14 protein-coding genes, 1 tRNA gene and 1 riboswitch are annotated in these 18,894 nt (G+C 46.4%); of the genes, 12 read left to right on the top strand and 3 right to left on the bottom strand.

The genetic code is table 11. The annotated features are described in order from the left end of the window. The first annotated feature begins 217 nt into the window (after positions 1-217). Positions 218-460, top strand: coding sequence for a GIY-YIG nuclease family protein (locus CK1_RS13420; protein WP_015526744.1), 243 nt, complete (start codon positions 218-220; stop codon positions 458-460). 296 nt (positions 461-756) lie between these two features. Further along, entirely contained in the window at positions 757-2,571 is a 1,815-nt protein-coding gene (locus tag CK1_RS13415; protein WP_015526743.1) for a leucine-rich repeat domain-containing protein, read from the top strand. A gap of 168 nt (positions 2,572-2,739) precedes the next feature. On the opposite strand, the gene trhA is transcribed toward CK1_RS13415, so the two are convergent. Beyond that, positions 2,740-3,405 (bottom strand): PAQR family membrane homeostasis protein TrhA, encoded by a 666-nt coding sequence (trhA, locus tag CK1_RS13410; protein ID WP_015526742.1) that lies wholly within the window; start codon positions 3,403-3,405, stop codon positions 2,740-2,742. Positions 3,406-3,756: 351 nt separating this feature from the next. Here trhA and ppk1 point away from each other — a divergent pair, with 351 nt between their 5' ends. Both ppk1 and CK1_RS13400 read left to right on the top strand, forming a co-directional pair. Then, positions 3,757-5,865 carry a polyphosphate kinase 1 gene (gene ppk1 / locus CK1_RS13405; protein WP_278655240.1) on the top strand — a complete coding sequence of 703 codons (2,109 nt, stop codon included), beginning with the start codon at positions 3,757-3,759 and terminating at the stop codon, positions 5,863-5,865. Positions 5,866-5,978: 113 nt separating this feature from the next. Then, complete coding sequence (locus CK1_RS13400; RefSeq protein WP_015526740.1) at positions 5,979-6,527, top strand: stage V sporulation T C-terminal domain-containing protein; 549 nt, start codon at positions 5,979-5,981, stop codon at positions 6,525-6,527. A gap of 75 nt (positions 6,528-6,602) precedes the next feature. On the opposite strand, the gene CK1_RS13395 is transcribed toward CK1_RS13400, so the two are convergent. Both CK1_RS13395 and CK1_RS13390 read right to left on the bottom strand, forming a co-directional pair. Then, a complete protein-coding gene (locus CK1_RS13395; RefSeq protein WP_114002753.1) occupies positions 6,603-7,166 on the bottom strand; it encodes a M15 family metallopeptidase in 564 nt (187 codons plus the stop codon). Positions 7,167-7,238: 72 nt separating this feature from the next. Then, positions 7,239-8,699 carry a nicotinate phosphoribosyltransferase gene (locus CK1_RS13390; RefSeq protein ID WP_015526739.1) on the bottom strand — a complete coding sequence of 487 codons (1,461 nt, stop codon included), beginning with the start codon at positions 8,697-8,699 and terminating at the stop codon, positions 7,239-7,241. A gap of 271 nt (positions 8,700-8,970) precedes the next feature. Here CK1_RS13390 and CK1_RS13385 point away from each other — a divergent pair. The 8 genes from CK1_RS13385 (at position 8,971) to pfkA (ending at position 18,894) form a co-directional block, all read left to right on the top strand. Further along, positions 8,971-9,042, top strand: a tRNA-Gln gene (locus tag CK1_RS13385). Between the two features lie 144 nt (positions 9,043-9,186). After that, positions 9,187-9,894 (top strand): acyl-[acyl-carrier-protein] thioesterase, encoded by a 708-nt coding sequence (locus tag CK1_RS13380; RefSeq protein ID WP_015526738.1) that lies wholly within the window; start codon positions 9,187-9,189, stop codon positions 9,892-9,894. 64 nt (positions 9,895-9,958) lie between these two features. Beyond that, positions 9,959-10,660 (top strand): L-ribulose-5-phosphate 4-epimerase, encoded by a 702-nt coding sequence (gene araD, locus CK1_RS13375; RefSeq protein WP_015526737.1) that lies wholly within the window; start codon positions 9,959-9,961, stop codon positions 10,658-10,660. Positions 10,661-10,864: 204 nt separating this feature from the next. Continuing rightward, complete coding sequence (locus CK1_RS13370) at positions 10,865-11,107, top strand: helix-turn-helix domain-containing protein (protein ID WP_015526736.1); 243 nt, start codon at positions 10,865-10,867, stop codon at positions 11,105-11,107. Positions 11,108-11,299: 192 nt separating this feature from the next. Then, positions 11,300-11,470, top strand: a riboswitch (Lysine riboswitch). A gap of 137 nt (positions 11,471-11,607) precedes the next feature. Beyond that, entirely contained in the window at positions 11,608-13,242 is a 1,635-nt protein-coding gene (locus CK1_RS13365; protein ID WP_015526734.1) for a Na+/H+ antiporter NhaC family protein, read from the top strand. A gap of 178 nt (positions 13,243-13,420) precedes the next feature. Continuing rightward, positions 13,421-14,263: a CvfB family protein gene (locus tag CK1_RS13360; protein ID WP_015526733.1), complete on the top strand. Its 843-nt coding sequence runs from the start codon at positions 13,421-13,423 to the stop codon at positions 14,261-14,263. A 105-nt stretch (positions 14,264-14,368) separates the two neighbouring features. Beyond that, entirely contained in the window at positions 14,369-17,836 is a 3,468-nt protein-coding gene (locus tag CK1_RS13355) for a DNA polymerase III subunit alpha (RefSeq protein ID WP_022426228.1), read from the top strand. 68 nt (positions 17,837-17,904) lie between these two features. Next, positions 17,905-18,894: a 6-phosphofructokinase gene (gene pfkA / locus CK1_RS13350; protein WP_015526732.1), complete on the top strand. Its 990-nt coding sequence runs from the start codon at positions 17,905-17,907 to the stop codon at positions 18,892-18,894.

The following is an 18,894-nucleotide window of genomic DNA, read 5'->3' as shown; positions in this document are numbered from 1 at the left end:
TTTGTTATAAGTGAAATACATGAATTGTGCCGGCTGCTTGAGTATAGAAGGATGGCTGCTGAAGAAATGCTGGTGGCTGTCTTTACATAGAAGGAAGGATATCAGCTGCCGGGATATCGGTCTTACAGGATGACAACGATCTGCGAGGATACTACCGGAAATATACTGGTGTACTGGCATTACATTGCCGAAATTTTTTACAGAAGAGGAAACGGACATGAACTATACATACATCGTACAGTGTGCGGATGGCACGCTCTACACCGGCTGGACAAACTGCCTTGTCAGGCGGATGAAAGCCCATAATGAAGGCAAAGCAGGCGCCAAATATACCCGGGCCAAAAGGCCGGTGAAGCTGGTGTATTACGAAGGCTTTGCCACAAAGGAGGAGGCCATGAGCCGGGAGTACCGGATCAAGCAGCTGACCAGGGAGAAGAAGCTGGAGCTGATGAAGTTTTGAAACTGTCGGAAATCTTTTCAATTCCGGATGCAGACTCGTCACTGGAGCTGAAGGCAGTCATGCTGAATATCAATAAGAGTAGTTCAATAAGAGCGAAAAGTTCTGCACGATACCAATACCAGAGCTTTTCGCTCTTTTTTGTATACACGGCAGGCGGACAGCTGCAACGGAGGCAGAAAAAGACGCTTTATGATAATAAAAATCAAGTATTTGGAATTGTGCGAATATTGTGAACATGGTAGAATAAACACAAAAATCAAAGAACTCAGTCAGCTGAGAAGAGGAAAGGAAAGAGGATGAAAAAGACAAAAGATTTTTGTCTCTGGCTTATGTGCTGTTTTCTGTTTCTGGGGTTATTTTGCGGAACAGAGGTTTTTGCAGCAGTTCAGGAGGGTAAGCCAGGAGAAACATTTTCCGGGGAATATGCAGTTATCATTAACACAGATACCACAAATCCCGGAAATACGGGAACCTTGCAGTTTGACGGGACATCGGCACAGGCGGCGGACTCTGAAGCAGAAGATTATGCAGTCGTGCAGGGTGGAAGCAATGCATCGGCGCAGGCGGCAACAGAGGGAACTGCGGGAGAGGCAGCAGATGTGGGGCAGGTACAGAGTTTGGAGGATGATCAGCTGCAGGCATACATGCAGGATGACCAACCGATGCTGACTGCTGTACAGGCTGCGGCGACCACCTATCAGGTAGGTGAAAAAAAGTACATCTATAGAACTAACGGCCATGATACATATGGAAAAACATATGTATGCATCGGAGTTGGGGAACACTGCTATGTGTGGATGGATGAGACCCTGAAGGCAGATTACGATACCGCAGGGAAAACATCTCTGATTGCTGCGGATATGGCAGCTGTCTACGATGGTCAGCCTTACCGTATCCTTAACCAGCTCTGTGCAGGTGATTTTCCGGCACAGGATGGCTCAGGCAAGCTGTCGATCCTGCTGGAGTCTTTAAGCAGCGCCAGCGGTATGTATATGTATGATGAGGGGATCACAGCGATCCATATCAACACACCGTCAGCATCCTCTTATGTTTCGGGGGAGATGTCAAAGCGAAATGGCCTTCTTGTTCATGAGGGACAGCATGCAATCCTCTGGCTGAAAACCGGATTTATGAGTACCGGCAGATATTCGTGGCTGAATGAGGGTCTTGCAGTGGCCGTCATGGACTATCTCTGGGGAGGAACGGACAGCAGCGGCTGGCTGAATGGTATTGGAAGTAATACGGCTATCCGTTCAGGAGCTTCGCTGATCTACGAGAATTACCGGGATGACAATGCACAGGACTATGGAATGCCGTATCTTTTTGTAAGATATGTTATCGACCGGATGGCAGGAAGCTATCAGCCTATGAAGGTGCTTCCAAAGTTTTATACGATCGATGCTTCTTCTCTCAGCTGTGAGCAATATCTGGAGAAAGTAACCGGAGTTTCTTTTAAGGAGCTTATGGCGGATTTTTATACGGCAGTTGCAGCCGGTGAGAGCTCCGGTAAATACAGCTTTTACGGGGATACCATTGCTGCGGCAAAGGCAGCGACATTTCCGGTTTATGCAGGGGACAGCAATGAAAACCATACATTGCCGGCAGCATCGGACGTTTCAGAGACACCGGATGATCCGGAAACACAAGATACATCAGAAATACCGGAAGAAACAGAGCTTCCAGAAAATGAAGAAGCGGACATTCCGCAGGAAATGCTCCCGGATGATCAGGAAGACCAGCCGGAAGCAGCATTTGAGGAGAACGCAGCATCGGAAGATATGGAAACAGAAACCGATCCGGCAGAAGAAAAGAGCGGTTTTTGTGGAGCGGAGGAGAATACTGTATCCTGGAGCCTTGATGAAAACGGAGTTCTCGAGATCGCAGGACAGGGAGCCATGAATGAATGGCAAAATGAGGAAGAAGTCCCCTGGAACGGATACCGTGACCAGATAACAGAGGTCCGGATCGAGGAAGGCGTTACCAGCATCGGAGCCTATGCATTTGCAGACTGCGAAAAGCTTGTAAAGCTTGATATTGCGGACAGTGTTCAGACTATAGGTGCATTTGCATATTTTAACTGCAGTGGTCTTTCCACACTGACCATCGGCTGAGATCATCGGGATCACAGGCTGGATCAGGCATAATAAGAAGCCCCGGAACACGAGGCAGCTTCAGAGAAGTTATAACTTCGACTTCCTGAGGTCTGTCCGTGTTCCGGGGCTTTAAGTTTTTAAGGTATCCGAAAGGTGAGATTGTTATCTAGCTGATCACAGAGTAACTCAGTGGATCGCCATACCGGCTACAAAGAAATACATTACAACAAAATGGCACACACTTCCCAGCATCACAAAGACATGAAATACTTCGTGGGAGCCGAAATTCTTATGCTTCGCATTGAAGATCGGAAGCTTCAGCGCATAGATCACACCGCCGATGGTATAGATGATACCGCCGGCAAGGAGCCATCCGAAGCCTGCACGGGGCAGATTGTGGAAGATCGGAACAAAAGCAAGTACACACAGCCAGCCCATTCCAATGTAGATCACAGAGGAAAGCCATTTCGGGCAGTTGATCCAGCAGCCCTTGAGGATCATTCCGATGATGGCAACGGTCCATACGAGAGCACAGAGGATATAGCCGGTGCGTCCGTGGAGAACGATCAGGCATACAGGAGTGTAGCTGCCGGCGATCATCACGAAGATCATCATGTGATCCATTTTTTTTAGACGGCGGTTTACCTTGGCTGTGGAGTTTACGGAATGGTAAAGTGTGCTTGCCAGGTAAAGAAGGATCATGGTAAGGATAAAAACACTTACTGCAAAAACATGGAGAACATCTGCGCTTCTGGCCGCTTTCACGATCAGCGGAGTGGCTCCGACCACGGCAAGAAGCATGCCGATTCCGTGGGTTATGGCGCTTCCCGGATCTTTTAATTTAAATTTCATATAAAAACACCTCCTGCAAAAAAAATCTGCTGTTTATATCATGTGGACAACTTCAAGATCGGTTCATCAATGACGGATCATTGCGACAGTTTACGATGTAGTAATGTAGAAACTGATAAAATAACATGTAGTATTTAAAACTACATATCAAGTATACGAATACTATACCACTATTATTCAAAAATGCAACCCCTATTTTCGAAAAAAATTTTATCAGGATTTAACAAAGCCTTGTTATGGAATAAACATTTGATCAGTATACTTGTATGCAAACCGCGAAGATAGGGCATTCATGAACATGCAGTCAGGCAAAATCTGAATGCTCGCTTGATACGATACGGATAATTACAGATAAAGTCGGCCGAAAAAGAAAAATATATGGCGACGCAGGAGGAAAAAATGGCAGATACAATATACATGAACAGGGAATTATCCTGGCTGAAGTTTAATGAAAGGGTACTTGAGGAGGCTGAGAATCCGGAAAATCCGCTGTGTGAACGTCTCACATTTGCTTCCATCTATCAGAGCAACCTGGATGAATTTTATATGGTACGTGTGGGATCTCTGGTGGATCAGATGCTTCTGGCAAAGGATATCCGTGAAAATAAAACCAATATGACGCCGGAGGAACAGCTGGATGCGATTCTTGCCAGAACAAAAAAACTGAACCGGAAAAGAGATGTGGTTTATGAAGAAATCATGGAAAATCTGGAACAATATGGCATACATATGCTGAATTTCCATAAGATCGAAAAAGAGGATCGCAATTATCTGGAACGCTATTTTGAAGCAGAGGTTGCTCCGGTTATTTCTCCGTCTATCGTCGGAAAAAGACAGCCGTTTCCATTTCTCCGGAATAAGGAGATCTATGCGGTAGTAGTTCTGGAAACAAAAAAAGGAAAAGAAAAGCTGGGTATCATTCCGTGCAGCAGTGCAGGTATCCAGCGTCTGATCCCGGTTCCGGGAAAAACCGGTACCTACATGCTGTCTGAAGAGCTGATCCTTCACTTTGTTTCAAAAATCTTCAAGGGCTATCACATCAAGGCAAAATCCCTGCTTCGTATCACCAGAAATGCGGATATTGACGCAGATGCTCTTTATGATGAAGATCTGGATTACCGTGAGTTTATGGTAGAGCTGATCAAGGCAAGAAAGAAACTGGCGCCGATCCGTCTGGAGCTGTCAAGAGAAATGGACGGAGATGTTGTTGAAACACTTTGCGAGTATCTGGAAGTGGACAAGAATTATGTGTTCCGGGGAGATATACCGCTGGATCTTTCTTTTGTATTCCAGATCCAGGACGGCCTGAGAAAAAGAACAGAGCTTTTTTATGAAAAAAGAATTCCTCAGAAATCGCCTCTGTTTAACAGTCACGAACCGATCCTTGACCAGATCGCGAAAAAGGACCGTTTTCTTTCCTATCCATATGAAAGCATCAAGCCGTTTCTTACAATGCTCCATGAGGCTGCCAATGATGAGGATGTAGTTTCCATTAAGATGACACTCTACCGTGTGGCAAAACAGAGTAAGGTTGTGGAGGCTCTGATCGAAGCAGCAGAAAACGGAAAGGAAGTTTTCGTTCTGGTGGAGCTGAAGGCGCGTTTTGATGAGGAAAACAATATTGGATGGTCCCGGCTCCTGGAGGATGCGGGCTGTCACGTGATCTACGGTCTGGATGGTTATAAGGTACATTCCAAGCTTTGCCAGATCATGAAGAAAAAAGATGGAAATGTGGAATATTATACACAGATCGGAACGGGAAACTACAATGAAAAAACAGCTCGTCTGTATACAGATCTTTCTCTGATGACTGCGGACCCGAAGATCGGTATGGAGGCGGCCAGAGTGTTCCAGGCACTGGCAATGGGAGAAACCGTTGAAGATATGGAGTATCTTCTTGTGGCACCAAGATGTCTTCAGAACAAAGTGCTTGCCATGATCGATGAGGAGATCGAGCATGCGAAGGCCGGAGAACCGGCATATATTGGCTTGAAAATGAATTCTCTGACAGATAAACGTATTATGAGCAAGCTTGTAGAAGCATCCTGTGCAGGAGTACACATTGATATGGTGATCCGTGGTATCTGCTGTCTGATCCCGGGAGTGAAGGGACAGACAGAAAATATCCACATTATCAGTATTGTAGGACGTTTTCTGGAACATTCCCGCATTTATATTTTCGGAACACAGGAGAGAGCAAGGATCTATATTTCCTCTGCGGACTTTATGACAAGAAATACTCTTCGTCGTGTAGAAGTTGCGGCACCTATCGAGGATCCGGATATCCGTATGCAGATCCAGGAAATGTTTGTGACAATGCTCAGTGATAATCGAAAAGCAAGGAGCATGAACAATAAGGGAATTTATAAGATCGAACCATCCGATAATGCTCCGCTTAATTCTCAGGAAGTATTTTTGCAGCAGGCATACGACAATGCGGCTCCTGCGACAGATAAATAAGAGATTTTTATGCATATTTCTCCCAGTTTTTCGCATAATAACCATATGAAAAACAAATAGTTAACATAACATTGACGTACAATGAATAGAAAATACAGGAGGAATTCAGGAAGATGAAAGCAACGGGAATTGTTCGCAGGATCGATGATCTGGGCAGGGTTGTGATTCCAAAAGAGATACGAAAGACACTGCGGATCAAGGAAGGAACGCCACTGGAGATTTTTACAGACAGGGAAGGACAGATCATTCTGAAAAAATATTCGCCCATTGGAGAGCTGAATACGTTTGCTGCGGAATATGCAGAAGCGCTGGTACAGACCACCGGACTGACTGCCTGTATTACAGATCGTGATCAGGTCGTGGCGGCATGCGGCAGCGGAAGCCGGGAACTGGAAGGAAAAGAGATCAGTTCTGATCTGGATGCAGTCATTGCCGGCAGGAAAGGCAGAATGGTCAGTCAGGACAGCAGGGAAAATATATCAGTCATTTCCGACGCTATGGATTCATTTTGCCAGAAAATGATACAGCCGATCCTGTGTGCGAGTGACGCCATTGGAGCAGTGATTCTTCTGACTAAAAGTGAAAAAACAGCACTGGGAGACACAGAACGTGCCCTTATCCGCACAGCAGCCGGTTTTCTTGGCAGACAGATGGAGCAGTAAAAGTGCATCAGATGTACAGAAAAATGTGTGCAGATCAAGATATAAACATCAGATGCAGATGCCAGGAGCAGCAGATCAGGGAGGGTGCGGACACCGGGAAGGAAAGCAGTGGTATTCTTCCAGAGTCAGATTTGTGATAGTGAGCCAGGAAGCCAGAGGTTTGGTCACATAGCGGATGTGCCATGGCTCGTAAGGGATGCCGGTGATCTCCTCTCTGTTTTTTGGGTACCGGAGGATAAAACCATAGAGCGGAGCGTTCTTTTTTAGCCAGCGGCCTTCTCCTGTTGCGGAAAACCTTTCGGAGAGCTCCATATGGATGGAAGGGCAGGATACATCCAGAGCAAGTCCGCTCTGGTGCTCACTTGTTCCTGGCTCTGCAACGAAAGGACTTCCTGTAAAAAGCTCCTTCTGTCGCTGGTAGGAACGATATCCGGAAACTGCCCATAGGTTCAGACCGCATCTGTGACAGGCATGGAAAAGCTGGGAAGCGGCTTTTGCAGCTTGATACTCCAGAAGCCGCTTCGGATCTCCCGGTGCTGCTTCAAATGGAAGTCCGATATCGATAAGATGTTCCGGCACAAAGGCTTCCGGCAGAGGATGCTCCCTACTGATCAGCCGGGTATAAAATTCTCTGTGCAATAAAAACCCTCCTTTCCTTATCCATAAGCTTATGATAAGAAAGGAGGGTTTATGAATGCTTATTTCTGTTTATCAGAGCTCTTTTTCACTCATTTCTTCCAGGAGAGCCTTCTTCATGTCATAGAGTGACTGGGAGAGATCTACATAAACCTTCTGCGGATTAACGAAACGTCTGGATTCATCCCACAGTGTGTTCTGCTCCTGTTTGCAGTAGTCGCGGAGTTCCATGACAGATGGAGACTTGTAAACGCTCTTACCATCTTTAATTACCGGAACAAGGAGCTCACGGAGTTCGTAGGTTCCGCCAAGAACCTTGGTCTTTTTCCAGGTGTCAACCGGGTCAAAGATCACCATAGTTTCTTCCGGATCGAATTTCTCATCTGCAAGGCAGATCAGATCGGCCTTGATCTTGCCGGTCTTCTTGCTGTAGATACGGTATACAGTCTTGTTGCCCGGGTTGGTAACCTTTTCTGTGTTTTCGGAAAGCTTGATCTTCGGCTGGAAGGCATCGCTGTCAGCGTCCTTTACAGCGGCAAGCTTGTATACGCCGCCGAATGCCGGATTGTTATCGGCTGTGATCAGCTTGGTTCCGACGCCCCAGGAATTGATCTTGGCATCCTGGGCCTTCAGGCTTTCGATAAGATATTCATCAAGATCGCTGGATGCGGAAATGGTAGCATCATCGAAACCGGCAGCAGCCAGCATCTTGTAAGCTTTTTTGGAAAGATATGCAAGATCACCGCTGTCGATACGGATTCCATAATTCTTCAGCTGGATACCTTCCTCACGCATCTCCTCAAATACACGGATCGCATTGGGAACACCGGATTTCAGGACATCGTAGGTGTCAACCAGAAGAGTACAGGAATTCGGGTAAAGTCTCGCATAGGTCTTAAAGGCTGTGTACTCATCCGGGAAACTCATGATCCAGGAATGAGCATGTGTTCCGAGAACCGGAACGTTAAACATCTGGCCGGTCAGTACGTTGGAAGTACCGGCACATCCGCCGATCACTGCAGCTCTGGCACCGAAGATCCCGGCGTCCGGACCCTGGGCACGGCGAAGACCGAATTCCATGATGGGATCGCCCTTAGCTGCGTGGCATACACGTGCTGCCTTAGTGGCAATAAGACTCTGATGGTTCATAATGTTCAGGATGGCCGTCTCTACAAGCTGAGCTTCCATGATCGGTGCGATAACCTTGACCATTGGCTCTCTCGGGAAGATCACGGTTCCCTCCGGAATTGCGTAGATATCACCGGTGAATCTGAAGTTGCTCAAATACTCAAGGAAATCATCCTCAAAGATGCCAAGACTTCTCAGATAGGTAATGTCTTCTTCTGAGAAACGGAGATTTTCGATGTATTCGATCATCTGCTCCAGTCCTGCACAGATGGCAAAACCGCCATCGCACGGATTGTTGCGGTAGAACATGTCAAAGACAACGGTCTGGTTGGTAGGGTTTTTGAAATATCCCTGCATCATGGTAAGCTCATAGAGGTCCGTGAGCAGAGTAAGGTTATTTGCTCGCATAGCGTTCTCCTTTGGATGCCTCCGGATATTGTGACCGGAGGGAAATACACGGTTGTTTCCGCTCTTTTTATTATACGGCTTATTATAACACAAAGGAGTGGATTGTAAAATTTTTTTACTGCGTAAACCCGCATATAATAAGGAGTTTTAACAGCAGTTTAAGAAATTTTGAAAAAAATAAAAAAATTAAAAAAGGGGTTGCAATTTCAAAAAAGCTGTTATATAATAACATCCGTCGCAAGCGATAAGGCAAGCGAAAAACAAAACACATAGGGCTATCGCCAAACGGTAAGGCAACGGACTCTGACTCCGTCAGTTCAAGGTTCGAATCCTTGTAGCCCTGCTTCTTAAGTACCTCAGTTGCGAGGTACTTTTTTGTACTCAAAAATAAGAAGATATTCGCAATCCGCTGCGCCCCAAAAAAACAAGTGCGTTTCTTCCTGCCAAGTGTTACAATAAAGTATAGACAGTATGACAGGAGGCATGAATGAGTTACAGTTTTGAGAGTCGAGTAAGATTCAGTGAGATCGGAGAAGATGGATGTCTGACGCTGCCGGGAGTTCTGGATTATTTTCAGGATTGCTGTACCTTTGAATCCGAGCAGACAGGAGTCGGCATGGAAGTATTAAAGGAACAGAAAAGAGCCTGGGTACTTTCTGCCTGGCAGGTGATCGTGAAGCGATATCCGAAGCTTGGTGAAAATATAAAAGTAACAACAATTCCTTATGGATTCCGTGGATTTATCGGAATGCGTAATTTTATTCTTGAGACAATGGATGGTGAGAAGCTGGCATGGGCCAATTCCTACTGGTCCTTTATCAATACAGAAACCGGTCTTCCGGAAAAGCTAACACCGGCAGATACAGATCCCTATGATCTGGGCGAAAAAATAGAGATGGATTATGCACCAAGAAAGATCGCGCTTCCGAAGGAACGGGAAGTGCAGAATGCTTTTTCCGTACAGAAGCATCATCTGGACACCAATCATCATGTGAACAACTGTCAGTATATCCGGATGGCAGCGGATCATCTGCCTGAGGATTTTAAAGTTGGTCAGCTTCGTGTTGAATATAAACGTCAGGCAGTACTGGATAATGTTATCATTCCGGAAGTATATATGACAGAAAATAAAGAAGCTGTAGTTCTCAACGCGGAGGATAAAGAACCTTACGCAGTAGTTGAGTTTACAAAATAAATACAGGCGGTAGAGATTAGTACATCGTTTTTGAAACAACTATACCGTAAAAGGAGGGCGCGCTATGCTTGAAAAATTAAAAGAAGAAGTTTACAGAGCAAATATGGATCTGCCCAAATATGGTCTTGTTACCTTTACATGGGGAAATGTCAGCGGGATCGACAGGGAGCAGGGACTTTTTGTGATTAAGCCAAGTGGTGTGGATTATGACAAGCTGACACCGGAAGACATGGTAGTGGTAGATCTTGATGGAAATAAAGTAGAAGGAAGATACAATCCATCCTCTGATACACCGACACATGCAGTTCTTTACAGAGCGTTTCCGAATATCGGCGGTATCGTACATACCCACTCATCCTGGGCAACAAGCTGGGCGCAGGCAGGCAGATCGATTCCGTGTTATGGAACCACACATGCAGATTACATTTACGGAGAAGTACCATGTGTGCGTAATCTGACCAAAAGAGAGATCGAAGAGGCATATGAGAAGAACACGGGAGTTCTTATTGCTGATTATTTCAAAAACAAAGATTATGAAGCAGTACCGGCTGTGCTGTGTAAGAACCACGGACCTTTTACCTGGGGTAAGGATGCTCATGAGGCAGTTCATAACGCAGTTGTTCTTGAGGAGGTTGCCAAGATGGCATCTCGCTGCGAGCTGATCAATCCGGATGTAAAACCGGCACCGCAGGAGCTTCAGGATAAGCATTACTACAGAAAACATGGTGCAAATGCATATTATGGTCAGGTAGGACAGGAAGACTGATCAGAAGAAAAAACAGTTTAACCCGATGGTGGATCGTCAATATCCGCCTGAGTGGAAATGCCGCGGAACAGTACCGCGGCATTTTTTGTCGAAAAATGCAGAAAATGTCAGATTTGCTGACCTTTAACACAGGTGCCGCCGAAATATATGCTAATGTCAAGAAAAATGCAGAACATTAACACATTTATTAAAATAGGTGGCAGGATGAAAATATACACTTATCAGGGAAAAAAGAACGTTTCCGGAGAAAAAATACGCCAGATGAGGAATATGAAACGGATGTCGCAATCTGCGCTGGCAGCAAAAATGCAGGTGGAAGGAGTGATGCTGGAGCGTGACAGTATCAGCCGGATCGAAGGAGGAGAACGTTTTGTGGCAGATTATGAACTGCGGGTGTTTGCAAAGGTGCTGGGAGTGGATGTGAAGTGGCTGCTGAATGAGCAGTAAATAAGGCAATATTGGATTACAGTTCGCTGGTAATATTCCGCGAAGCGTGTTACTGAAAACGGAGTGAAAAGTAACAATATTGGTCTGAATGGCAGGAATCTGTGTAAACTACTTGATATTTATGTCGGAAACTGCTACAGTATAAAGAAAAAAGATGGCCGGGAAGTCCTGCGGAGGGCAAACGGTCACGGATAAGAAGATAGAGGCGCGGATTTTATCAGTATTTATGGATGCAAGGCCCTGGCAGGCTGTTCATAAAGAAAGGAAAATCTGCCGAAGTGCTCTGGAAGGCCAGATGACAGGGTGCTGGGATAACGCAGAATATGCGTTGTACTGTCACGGATGTGGAGCGCTATCGGTAGCACTTCGGGAGATCTGCATTTAATATGCTGAATGGAGATTTTCTGACAGGCTATTAGTTAAATAAGGATTATTTAACCGGAGGTGTTCTTAAGAAGAGACAGCCTCCGTTTTTTTGTCCCCGAAAAGGGAGGAGAAAAATGAGTAAAAAAGCAGGAACAGCATTGTCTGTTATGGCAATGGTATTCATGGGCGCACTGGCAAGTCCCCTGACTGTGCTGGCTGCGGATGCGGAGGAGACTTACCAGCCTGCTCTGTATGCAACGATCTGGGCACTGCTTCCACCTCTTGTTGCGATCGTCCTTGCACTGATCACAAAAGAAGTATACAGTTCTCTGTTTGTGGGAATTGTAGTAGGAGCACTGATCTATTCCGGATTTAAATTTGAAGGAACGGTAACACAGATTTTTGAGGGAGGAATCATCAAGGTTCTTGCTGACAGCTATAACGTAGGTATCCTGATCTTCCTGGTTATCCTGGGATCTGTGGTATGTATGATGAACAAGGCCGGCGGCTCCGCCGCATTCGGACGATGGGCCAGCAAAAAGATCCACACGCGTGTGGGCGCGGAACTTGCAGCGATCATCCTTGGAATCCTGATCTTCATTGACGATTATTTTAACTGCCTGACAGTAGGAAGCGTTATGCGTCCGGTAACTGACAGACATCACGTATCCAGAGCGAAATTTGCATACCTGATCGATGCAACAGCTGCTCCGGTATGTATCATCGCACCGATCTCATCCTGGGCAGCAGCAGTCAGCGGATTCGTAGAGGGACAGGATGGACTTGCGATTTTTGTAAGAACCATCCCGTATAACTTTTACGCGATCCTTACGATTGTAATGATGGTTGGCATGGTACTGATGAAAACCGAGTTTGGTGCCATGAGAACACATGAGATCAATGCTCTGAACGGAGATCTTTATACAACATCTGCAAGACCGTATGAGAATGCAACGGATGATGAGACACCGAATCCGAGAGGAAAGGTGATCGATCTTGTGATTCCGATCGTTGTGCTTGTTATCTGCTGTGTCATCAGTATGATCTACACAGGAGGATTTTTCAGCGGAACAGATTTTGTTACCGCATTTTCACAGAGTGATGCCTCTACAGGCCTTGCAATGGGAAGTGCTTTTGGTCTGGTGTTTGCCATTATTTTCTATATGATCCGCCGTGTGGTCAATTTCAGAGACTGTATGGGATGCATCCCGGAAGGCTTCAAGGCTATGGTACCGGCGATCATGATCCTGACCTTTGCATGGACACTGAAGGCTATGACAGACTCACTTGGTGCAGCGGTATTCGTAGAAGAAGCAATGCGTTCTGTTGCCGGTGGTATTGAAGTTATCCTTCCGGCCATTATTTTCCTGGTTGGATGCGGACTTGCATTTGCTACAGGTACTTCCTGGGGAACCTTTGGTATCCTGATCCCGATCGTTGTTGCGGTATTTGAGAAATCCAGTCCTGAGATGATGATCATTTCCATGTCCGCCTGCATGGCAGGTGCAGTTTGCGGAGACCACTGCTCACCGATCTCCGATACAACGATCATGGCTTCCGCAGGAGCACAGTGTGATCATGTGACTCACGTTTCCACACAGCTTCCGTATGCGATCCTGGCTGCGGCAGTATCCTTTGTAACTTATATTGTTGCAGGCTTTGTAAAAACAGCATGGATCGCTCTTCCGGTGGGAATCGTGCTGATGCTGATCGTACTTTTTGTCATTAAAATGATGAACCCGATGCCGGTTGAGAAACCAACAGAATAACAGACTGACCCAATGTGGGGACAGATTCCCCCATGAATGTCAAATAAAAGGCAGTGACGGAAAGAAATTTCCGAAGCTGCCTTTTTTGTGCTTTCTATAATAATTCTCTTATGTTATAATGCAGGACAGACAGCAAATAGTAAATGATCATATATAGTTTTAAGGAACAGGAGTAAGAATGATAGAATTAGGTAAAAAACAGAAATTACTGGTTGTAAAAACCGTGGATTTCGGAATATATCTTGGAGAGGACCGAAACGCACCTCAGAATGAGCGAGTGCTTCTTCCGTCCAAACAGGTACCGGAAGGAACCAAAGCAGGTGATGAGATCGAAGTATTCATCTATAAGGATTCCCAGGACAGACTGATCGCAACTACCCGTGAGCCGATGCTTCAGGTAGGACAGACCGCAGTCCTTAAGGTAAAACAGGTCACCAGGATCGGTGCTTTTCTTGACTGGGGACTGGAGAAGGATCTTCTTCTTCCGTATCATGAGCAGACCAACCGGGTCCGTGAAGGGGAGGAGTGTCTGGTAGCTCTTTATGTAGATAAGAGCAGCAGACTCTGTGCAACCATGAAGGTGTATCATTATCTTTCCACCAGAACTCCTTATGTACCGGGAGATGCGGTAAAGGGGCGTGTCTATGAGATCAGTGGGAATTTCGGCGTTTTTGTTGCGGTAGATGATAAATATTCCGCTCTGATCCCGGCACGGGAGGCAACAGGCAAGTACAGACCGGGAGCCATTCTTGATCTTCGTGTCACAGAGGTGAAAGAGGATGGCAAGATGAACGTCAGTGACCGCCAGAAGGCTTACATCCAGATCAATGAGGATGCAGAGAGCGTATTCAGCGTGATCGAGGAATTTGCAGGGGTGCTGCCATTTGATGATCATGCCTCACCGGAAGTCATCAAGAGAGAGTTTGGCCTCAGTAAGAACGCATTCAAGCGTGCAGTCGGTCATCTGATGAAGGAAGGAAAAGTAGAGATCCGTGACAAAAGGATCTACATTAAAAAATAACAAGGTGTTGACCGGCTCCGGATCAGACACGCTCCGGCACGTTCAGAGAAAAGTGCAGAGCGGGGAGGATCTGGAGCCCTGTTTTTTACGATAAGGAGAATAAATTTGGAGTTTACACATTTACATGTCCATACAGAATACAGCCTTCTGGATGGCTCCAATAAGATCAAAGAATATGTAGCCAGAGTAAAAGAGCTGGGTATGGACAGTGCGGCGATCACCGATCATGGCGTTATGTATGGTGTGATCGATTTTTACAGAGCTGCAAGAGAAGCCGGGATCAATCCGATCCTCGGATGTGAGGTTTATGTGGCTCCGGGCTCCCGTTTTGACAGAGAAGTGGGAAGTGGGGATGACCGTTATTATCATCTGGTCCTGCTGGCTGAGAATAATCAGGGATACAGCAACCTGATGAAAATTGTATCCAAGGCATTCGTGGAAGGGTTTTATTACAAGCCACGTGTGGATCTGGAGCTTCTGGAAAAATATCACGAGGGTATCATTGCCTTAAGTGCCTGCCTGGCGGGAGAGGTCGCCAGATATCTTGCACGTGGAATGTATGAGGATGCCAAGATCGCGGCATTACGTTACCAGGATATTTTCGGAAAAGGAAATTTCTTTCTGGAGCTTCAGGACCATGGGATCCCGGAGCAGCAGACCGTAAACCAGCAGCTTCTCCGTATGCACAGAGAGACGGGGATCGATTTGGTTGCCACCAATGATGTGCATTACACTATGGCAGAGGATGCGGAACCACATGATGTTCTTCTTTGTCTGCAGACTCAGAAAAAGCTCAGCGATGAGAACAGAATGCGCTATGAGGGTGGCCAGTATTATGTGAAATCGCCGGAGGAGATGGCGAGGCTTTTTCCATATGCGCTGGAAGCGCTGGAAAATACGCACAGGATCGCGGAGAGATGTCATGTGGAGATTGAATTTGGTGTGACCAAGCTGCCGAAATATGATGTGCCGGACGGATTTACCTCCTGGGAATATCTGAACAAGCTTTGCCATGAGGGACTTGAGCAGCGTTATCATCCGGTAACAGAGGAGCTGAAAAAGCGCCTGGATTATGAGCTGTCTACGATCAAAAACATGGGATATGTAGATTACTTTCTCATTGTATGGGATTTTATCAAATATGCCAGGGACAACGATATCATGGTCGGTCCGGGACGAGGCTCTGCCGCAGGAAGCCTGGTTGCCTATACACTTGGGATCACCCAGCTGGACCCGATCCGGTATGATCTGCTCTTTGAACGTTTCCTGAATCCGGAGCGAGTATCCATGCCGGATATCGATGTGGATTTTTGCTTCGAACGGAGACAGGAGGTTATTGATTATGTAAGAAGAAAATATGGTGATGACTGCGTGGTTCAGATCGTTACCTTCGGTACACTGGCAGCCCGCGGTGTCATTCGTGATGTAGGCCGTGTTCTGGATATGCCTTATGCCCAGGTGGACACCATCGCCAAGATGATCCCACAGGAGCTGAATATCACCATTGACAAGGCACTGGGAATGAATCCGGAGTTTCGCAAGGCTTACGAAGAACAGGACGATATCCATCGTCTGATCGATCTGGCAAAACGTCTGGAGGGGCTTCCGAGGCATACCTCCATGCATGCGGCAGGTGTTGTGATCAGCCAGAAGGATGTATCGGAATACGTACCCCTTTCCAGAGCACAGGATGGTTCCATTGTCACGCAGTTTACCATGACAACACTGGAAGAGCTGGGACTTCTGAAAATGGATTTCCTGGGTCTCCGTACCCTGACGGTTATCCAGAATGCTGTGAAAATGGTGGAAAAAAGTACCGGTATGCTTCTGGATATGCAAAAGATCGACTACAACGACAAAAAGGTACTGGATTCTCTCGGAACAGGACGTACTGACGGTGTGTTCCAGCTGGAGAGTGCCGGAATGAAAAGCTTCATGAAGGAGCTGAAGCCTCAGAGCCTTGAGGACGTGATCGCGGGAATTTCGCTTTATCGTCCGGGTCCCATGGATTTCATTCCGCAGTACATCCGTGGAAAAAACCGTCCGGATACCATCCGTTATGACTGTCCGCAGATGGAGCCGATCCTGAAGCCAACCTATGGCTGTATCGTATACCAGGAGCAGGTTATGCAGATCGTCCGTGAGCTTGCAGGCTACACCCTTGGACGAAGTGACCTGGTGCGCCGTGCCATGTCCAAGAAAAAAGCTTCTGTTATGGCAAAAGAACGCCAGAATTTCGTTTACGGAAACGTGGAAGAGGGAGTACCGGGATGTATTGCCAACGGTATTTCCGAGGAGATCGCAAACAAGATCTACGATGAGATGACAGATTTTGCAAAGTATGCCTTCAATAAGTCTCACGCTGCCGCTTATGCAGTGGTTTCCTACCAGACGGCATATCTCAAATATTACTATCCGGTAGAATTTATGGCTGCACTGATGACATCCGTTGTGGAAATGCCGAACAAGGTTGCCGAGTATATTTCTGTATGCCGTCAGATGGGGATCCGGATCCTTCCGCCGGATATCAATCATGGTGTTTATGGCTTTTCTGTTGACAATGGTTCCATTCGTTATGCACTTTCTGCCATCAAGAGTATCGGCCGTCCGGTAATCGAGGGGATTGTGCGGGAGCGTGAGGAGCACGGAGAATATACCTCCCTGAAAACATTTATTGAGCGAAATATCGACCAGATCAACAAGAGAGTTGTGGAAAATCTGATCAAGGCCGGAGCGCTGGATTGCCTGGAGGGAAACCGGAATCAGAAAATGACGGTTTATACGCAGATCATAGACAGTATCAACCAGGATAAGAAGCATACCATGGCGGGACAGCTGAGTCTTTTTGATATTGCGCCTGAAGAAGATAAAAAGGAATTTGAGATCCGTATGCCGCAGGCAGCAGAATATCCGAAGGAGACGATACTGACCTTTGAGAAGGAAGTTCTCGGCATCTATCTCAGCGGTCATCCGCTGGAGCGTTACCGGAATATGATGGAAAAAATGATCTCTGCAAAAACTTCTGATTTTCAGCCGGATGATGAAACAGGGATACCGGAGGTTTACGATAACCAGAAAGTGATCGTGGGTGGAATGATCACGGATAAAACCATAAAATATACAAAGAATAATAAGGTAATGGCGTTCCTTACAGTGGAAGATCTGGTAGGCACCGTGGAGGTTGTGGTATTTCCACGTGATTACGAAAAATGCCAGATGTTCCTGAATGAAGATGCCCGGCTCTTTATTCAGGGAAGAGTATCCGCAGAAGACGACAAAGCCAGCAAGCTGATCCTGGAAAAGGTCCGTCTTTTTGATGATATGCCAAGAGAACTGTGGCTCCAGTTTGAAAGCCGGGAAGAGTACGCAAAAGCCGAGACCGGTCTGGTAGACGATCTGATGGAATCCAGAGGAAACAGCACGGTGGTTATTTATCTCAAAGATGTCAAGGCAATGAAGAAACTTCCCCCTGCTTATCAGGTCCATATCGAGGATTCCTGGTTGGAGCGCATGTGTAAAAAATATGGAAGTTCCAATGTTAAAATTGTGGAGAGAGTATTGAAAAACTTATAAAAATGCTATAAACTATACCCGAATATGTGTATTACAATAGGTTGTTTCATAAGATGGAGGATAACAATATGGCAGAGAACAAAATCAAAACGATCGGCGTTTTGACCAGTGGCGGTGACGCACCTGGAATGAATGCTGCAATCCGTGCTGTTGTCAGAAGAGGATTAAGCAGCGGACTGAACGTAAAGGGAATCTATAAAGGATACAGCGGTCTCTTAAATGAAGAGATCAGAGATATGACAGCAAGGGACGTTTCCGATACGATTGAACGAGGCGGAACAATTCTTTATACTGCCAGATGTGCAGAGATGAGAACAGAGGAAGGACAGCAGCAGGCTGCAGAGATCTGCAGAAAGCATGGAATCGACGGCCTTGTTGTTATCGGTGGAGACGGATCCTTCGCAGGTGCTCAGAAGCTTGCGAACCTTGGAATCAATACCATTGGCCTGCCGGGAACCATTGACCTTGATATCGCATGTACCGAGTACACCATCGGTTTCGATACTGCTGTAAATACAGCTATGGAAGCTATTGACAAGGTACGTGATACATCCACATCCCATGAGAGATGCAGTATCATCGAGGTTATGGGACGTAACGCCGGATACCTTGCAGTATGGTGCGGTATCGCAAACGGTGCTGAGGATATCCTGATCCCGGAGAAATATGATTACGATGAGCAGAAGCTTATTGACAATATCGTAGAGAGCCGTAAGAAAGGCAAGAAACACCATATCATCGTAAATGCTGAGGGTATCGGCCATTCAGAGGCTATGGCAAAGCGTATCGAGGCTGCAACAGGTATCGAGACACGTGCAACGATCCTTGGTCACATGCAGCGTGGTGGAAGCCCTACATGTAAGGACCGTGTATATGCGTCCATGATGGGTGCTCTTGCAGTAGATCTTCTTGTTGCCGGAAAACGCAGCCGTGTGGTTGGATACCGTCATGGTGAGTTTGTTGATTTCGACATCAATGAGGCTCTTGCAATGCAGAAGAATGTAGATTCCTACATGTGGGAGGTCTGCAATTCTCTTTCTCATAATTACAGAAAATAA

The sequence above is a fragment of the Ruminococcus sp. SR1/5 genome (assembly GCF_000209835.1).
Lineage (GTDB): Bacteria > Bacillota > Clostridia > Lachnospirales > Lachnospiraceae > Blautia_A > Blautia_A fusiformis.
Note: the sequence above shows the minus strand (reverse complement) of the source record. Positions and strands in the feature narration are given on the sequence as shown.

Bases quoted from the DNA above. Each gene is read 5' to 3' on its own strand.
- CK1_RS13420 (WP_015526744.1), top strand. From the start codon at position 218: ATGAACTATACATACATCGTACAGTGTGCGGATGGCACGCTCTACACC.
- CK1_RS13415 (WP_015526743.1), top strand. From the start codon at position 757: ATGAAAAAGACAAAAGATTTTTGTCTCTGGCTTATGTGCTGTTTTCTG.
- trhA (WP_015526742.1), bottom strand. From the start codon at position 3,405: ATGAAATTTAAATTAAAAGATCCGGGAAGCGCCATAACCCACGGAATC.
- CK1_RS13400 (WP_015526740.1), top strand. From the start codon at position 5,979: ATGAAAGCAACGGGAATTGTTCGCAGGATCGATGATCTGGGCAGGGTT.
- CK1_RS13390 (WP_015526739.1), bottom strand. From the start codon at position 8,699: ATGCGAGCAAATAACCTTACTCTGCTCACGGACCTCTATGAGCTTACC.
- CK1_RS13380 (WP_015526738.1), top strand. From the start codon at position 9,187: ATGAGTTACAGTTTTGAGAGTCGAGTAAGATTCAGTGAGATCGGAGAA.
- araD (WP_015526737.1), top strand. From the start codon at position 9,959: ATGCTTGAAAAATTAAAAGAAGAAGTTTACAGAGCAAATATGGATCTG.
- CK1_RS13370 (WP_015526736.1), top strand. From the start codon at position 10,865: ATGAAAATATACACTTATCAGGGAAAAAAGAACGTTTCCGGAGAAAAA.
- CK1_RS13365 (WP_015526734.1), top strand. From the start codon at position 11,608: ATGAGTAAAAAAGCAGGAACAGCATTGTCTGTTATGGCAATGGTATTC.
- CK1_RS13360 (WP_015526733.1), top strand. From the start codon at position 13,421: ATGATAGAATTAGGTAAAAAACAGAAATTACTGGTTGTAAAAACCGTG.
- pfkA (WP_015526732.1), top strand. From the start codon at position 17,905: ATGGCAGAGAACAAAATCAAAACGATCGGCGTTTTGACCAGTGGCGGT.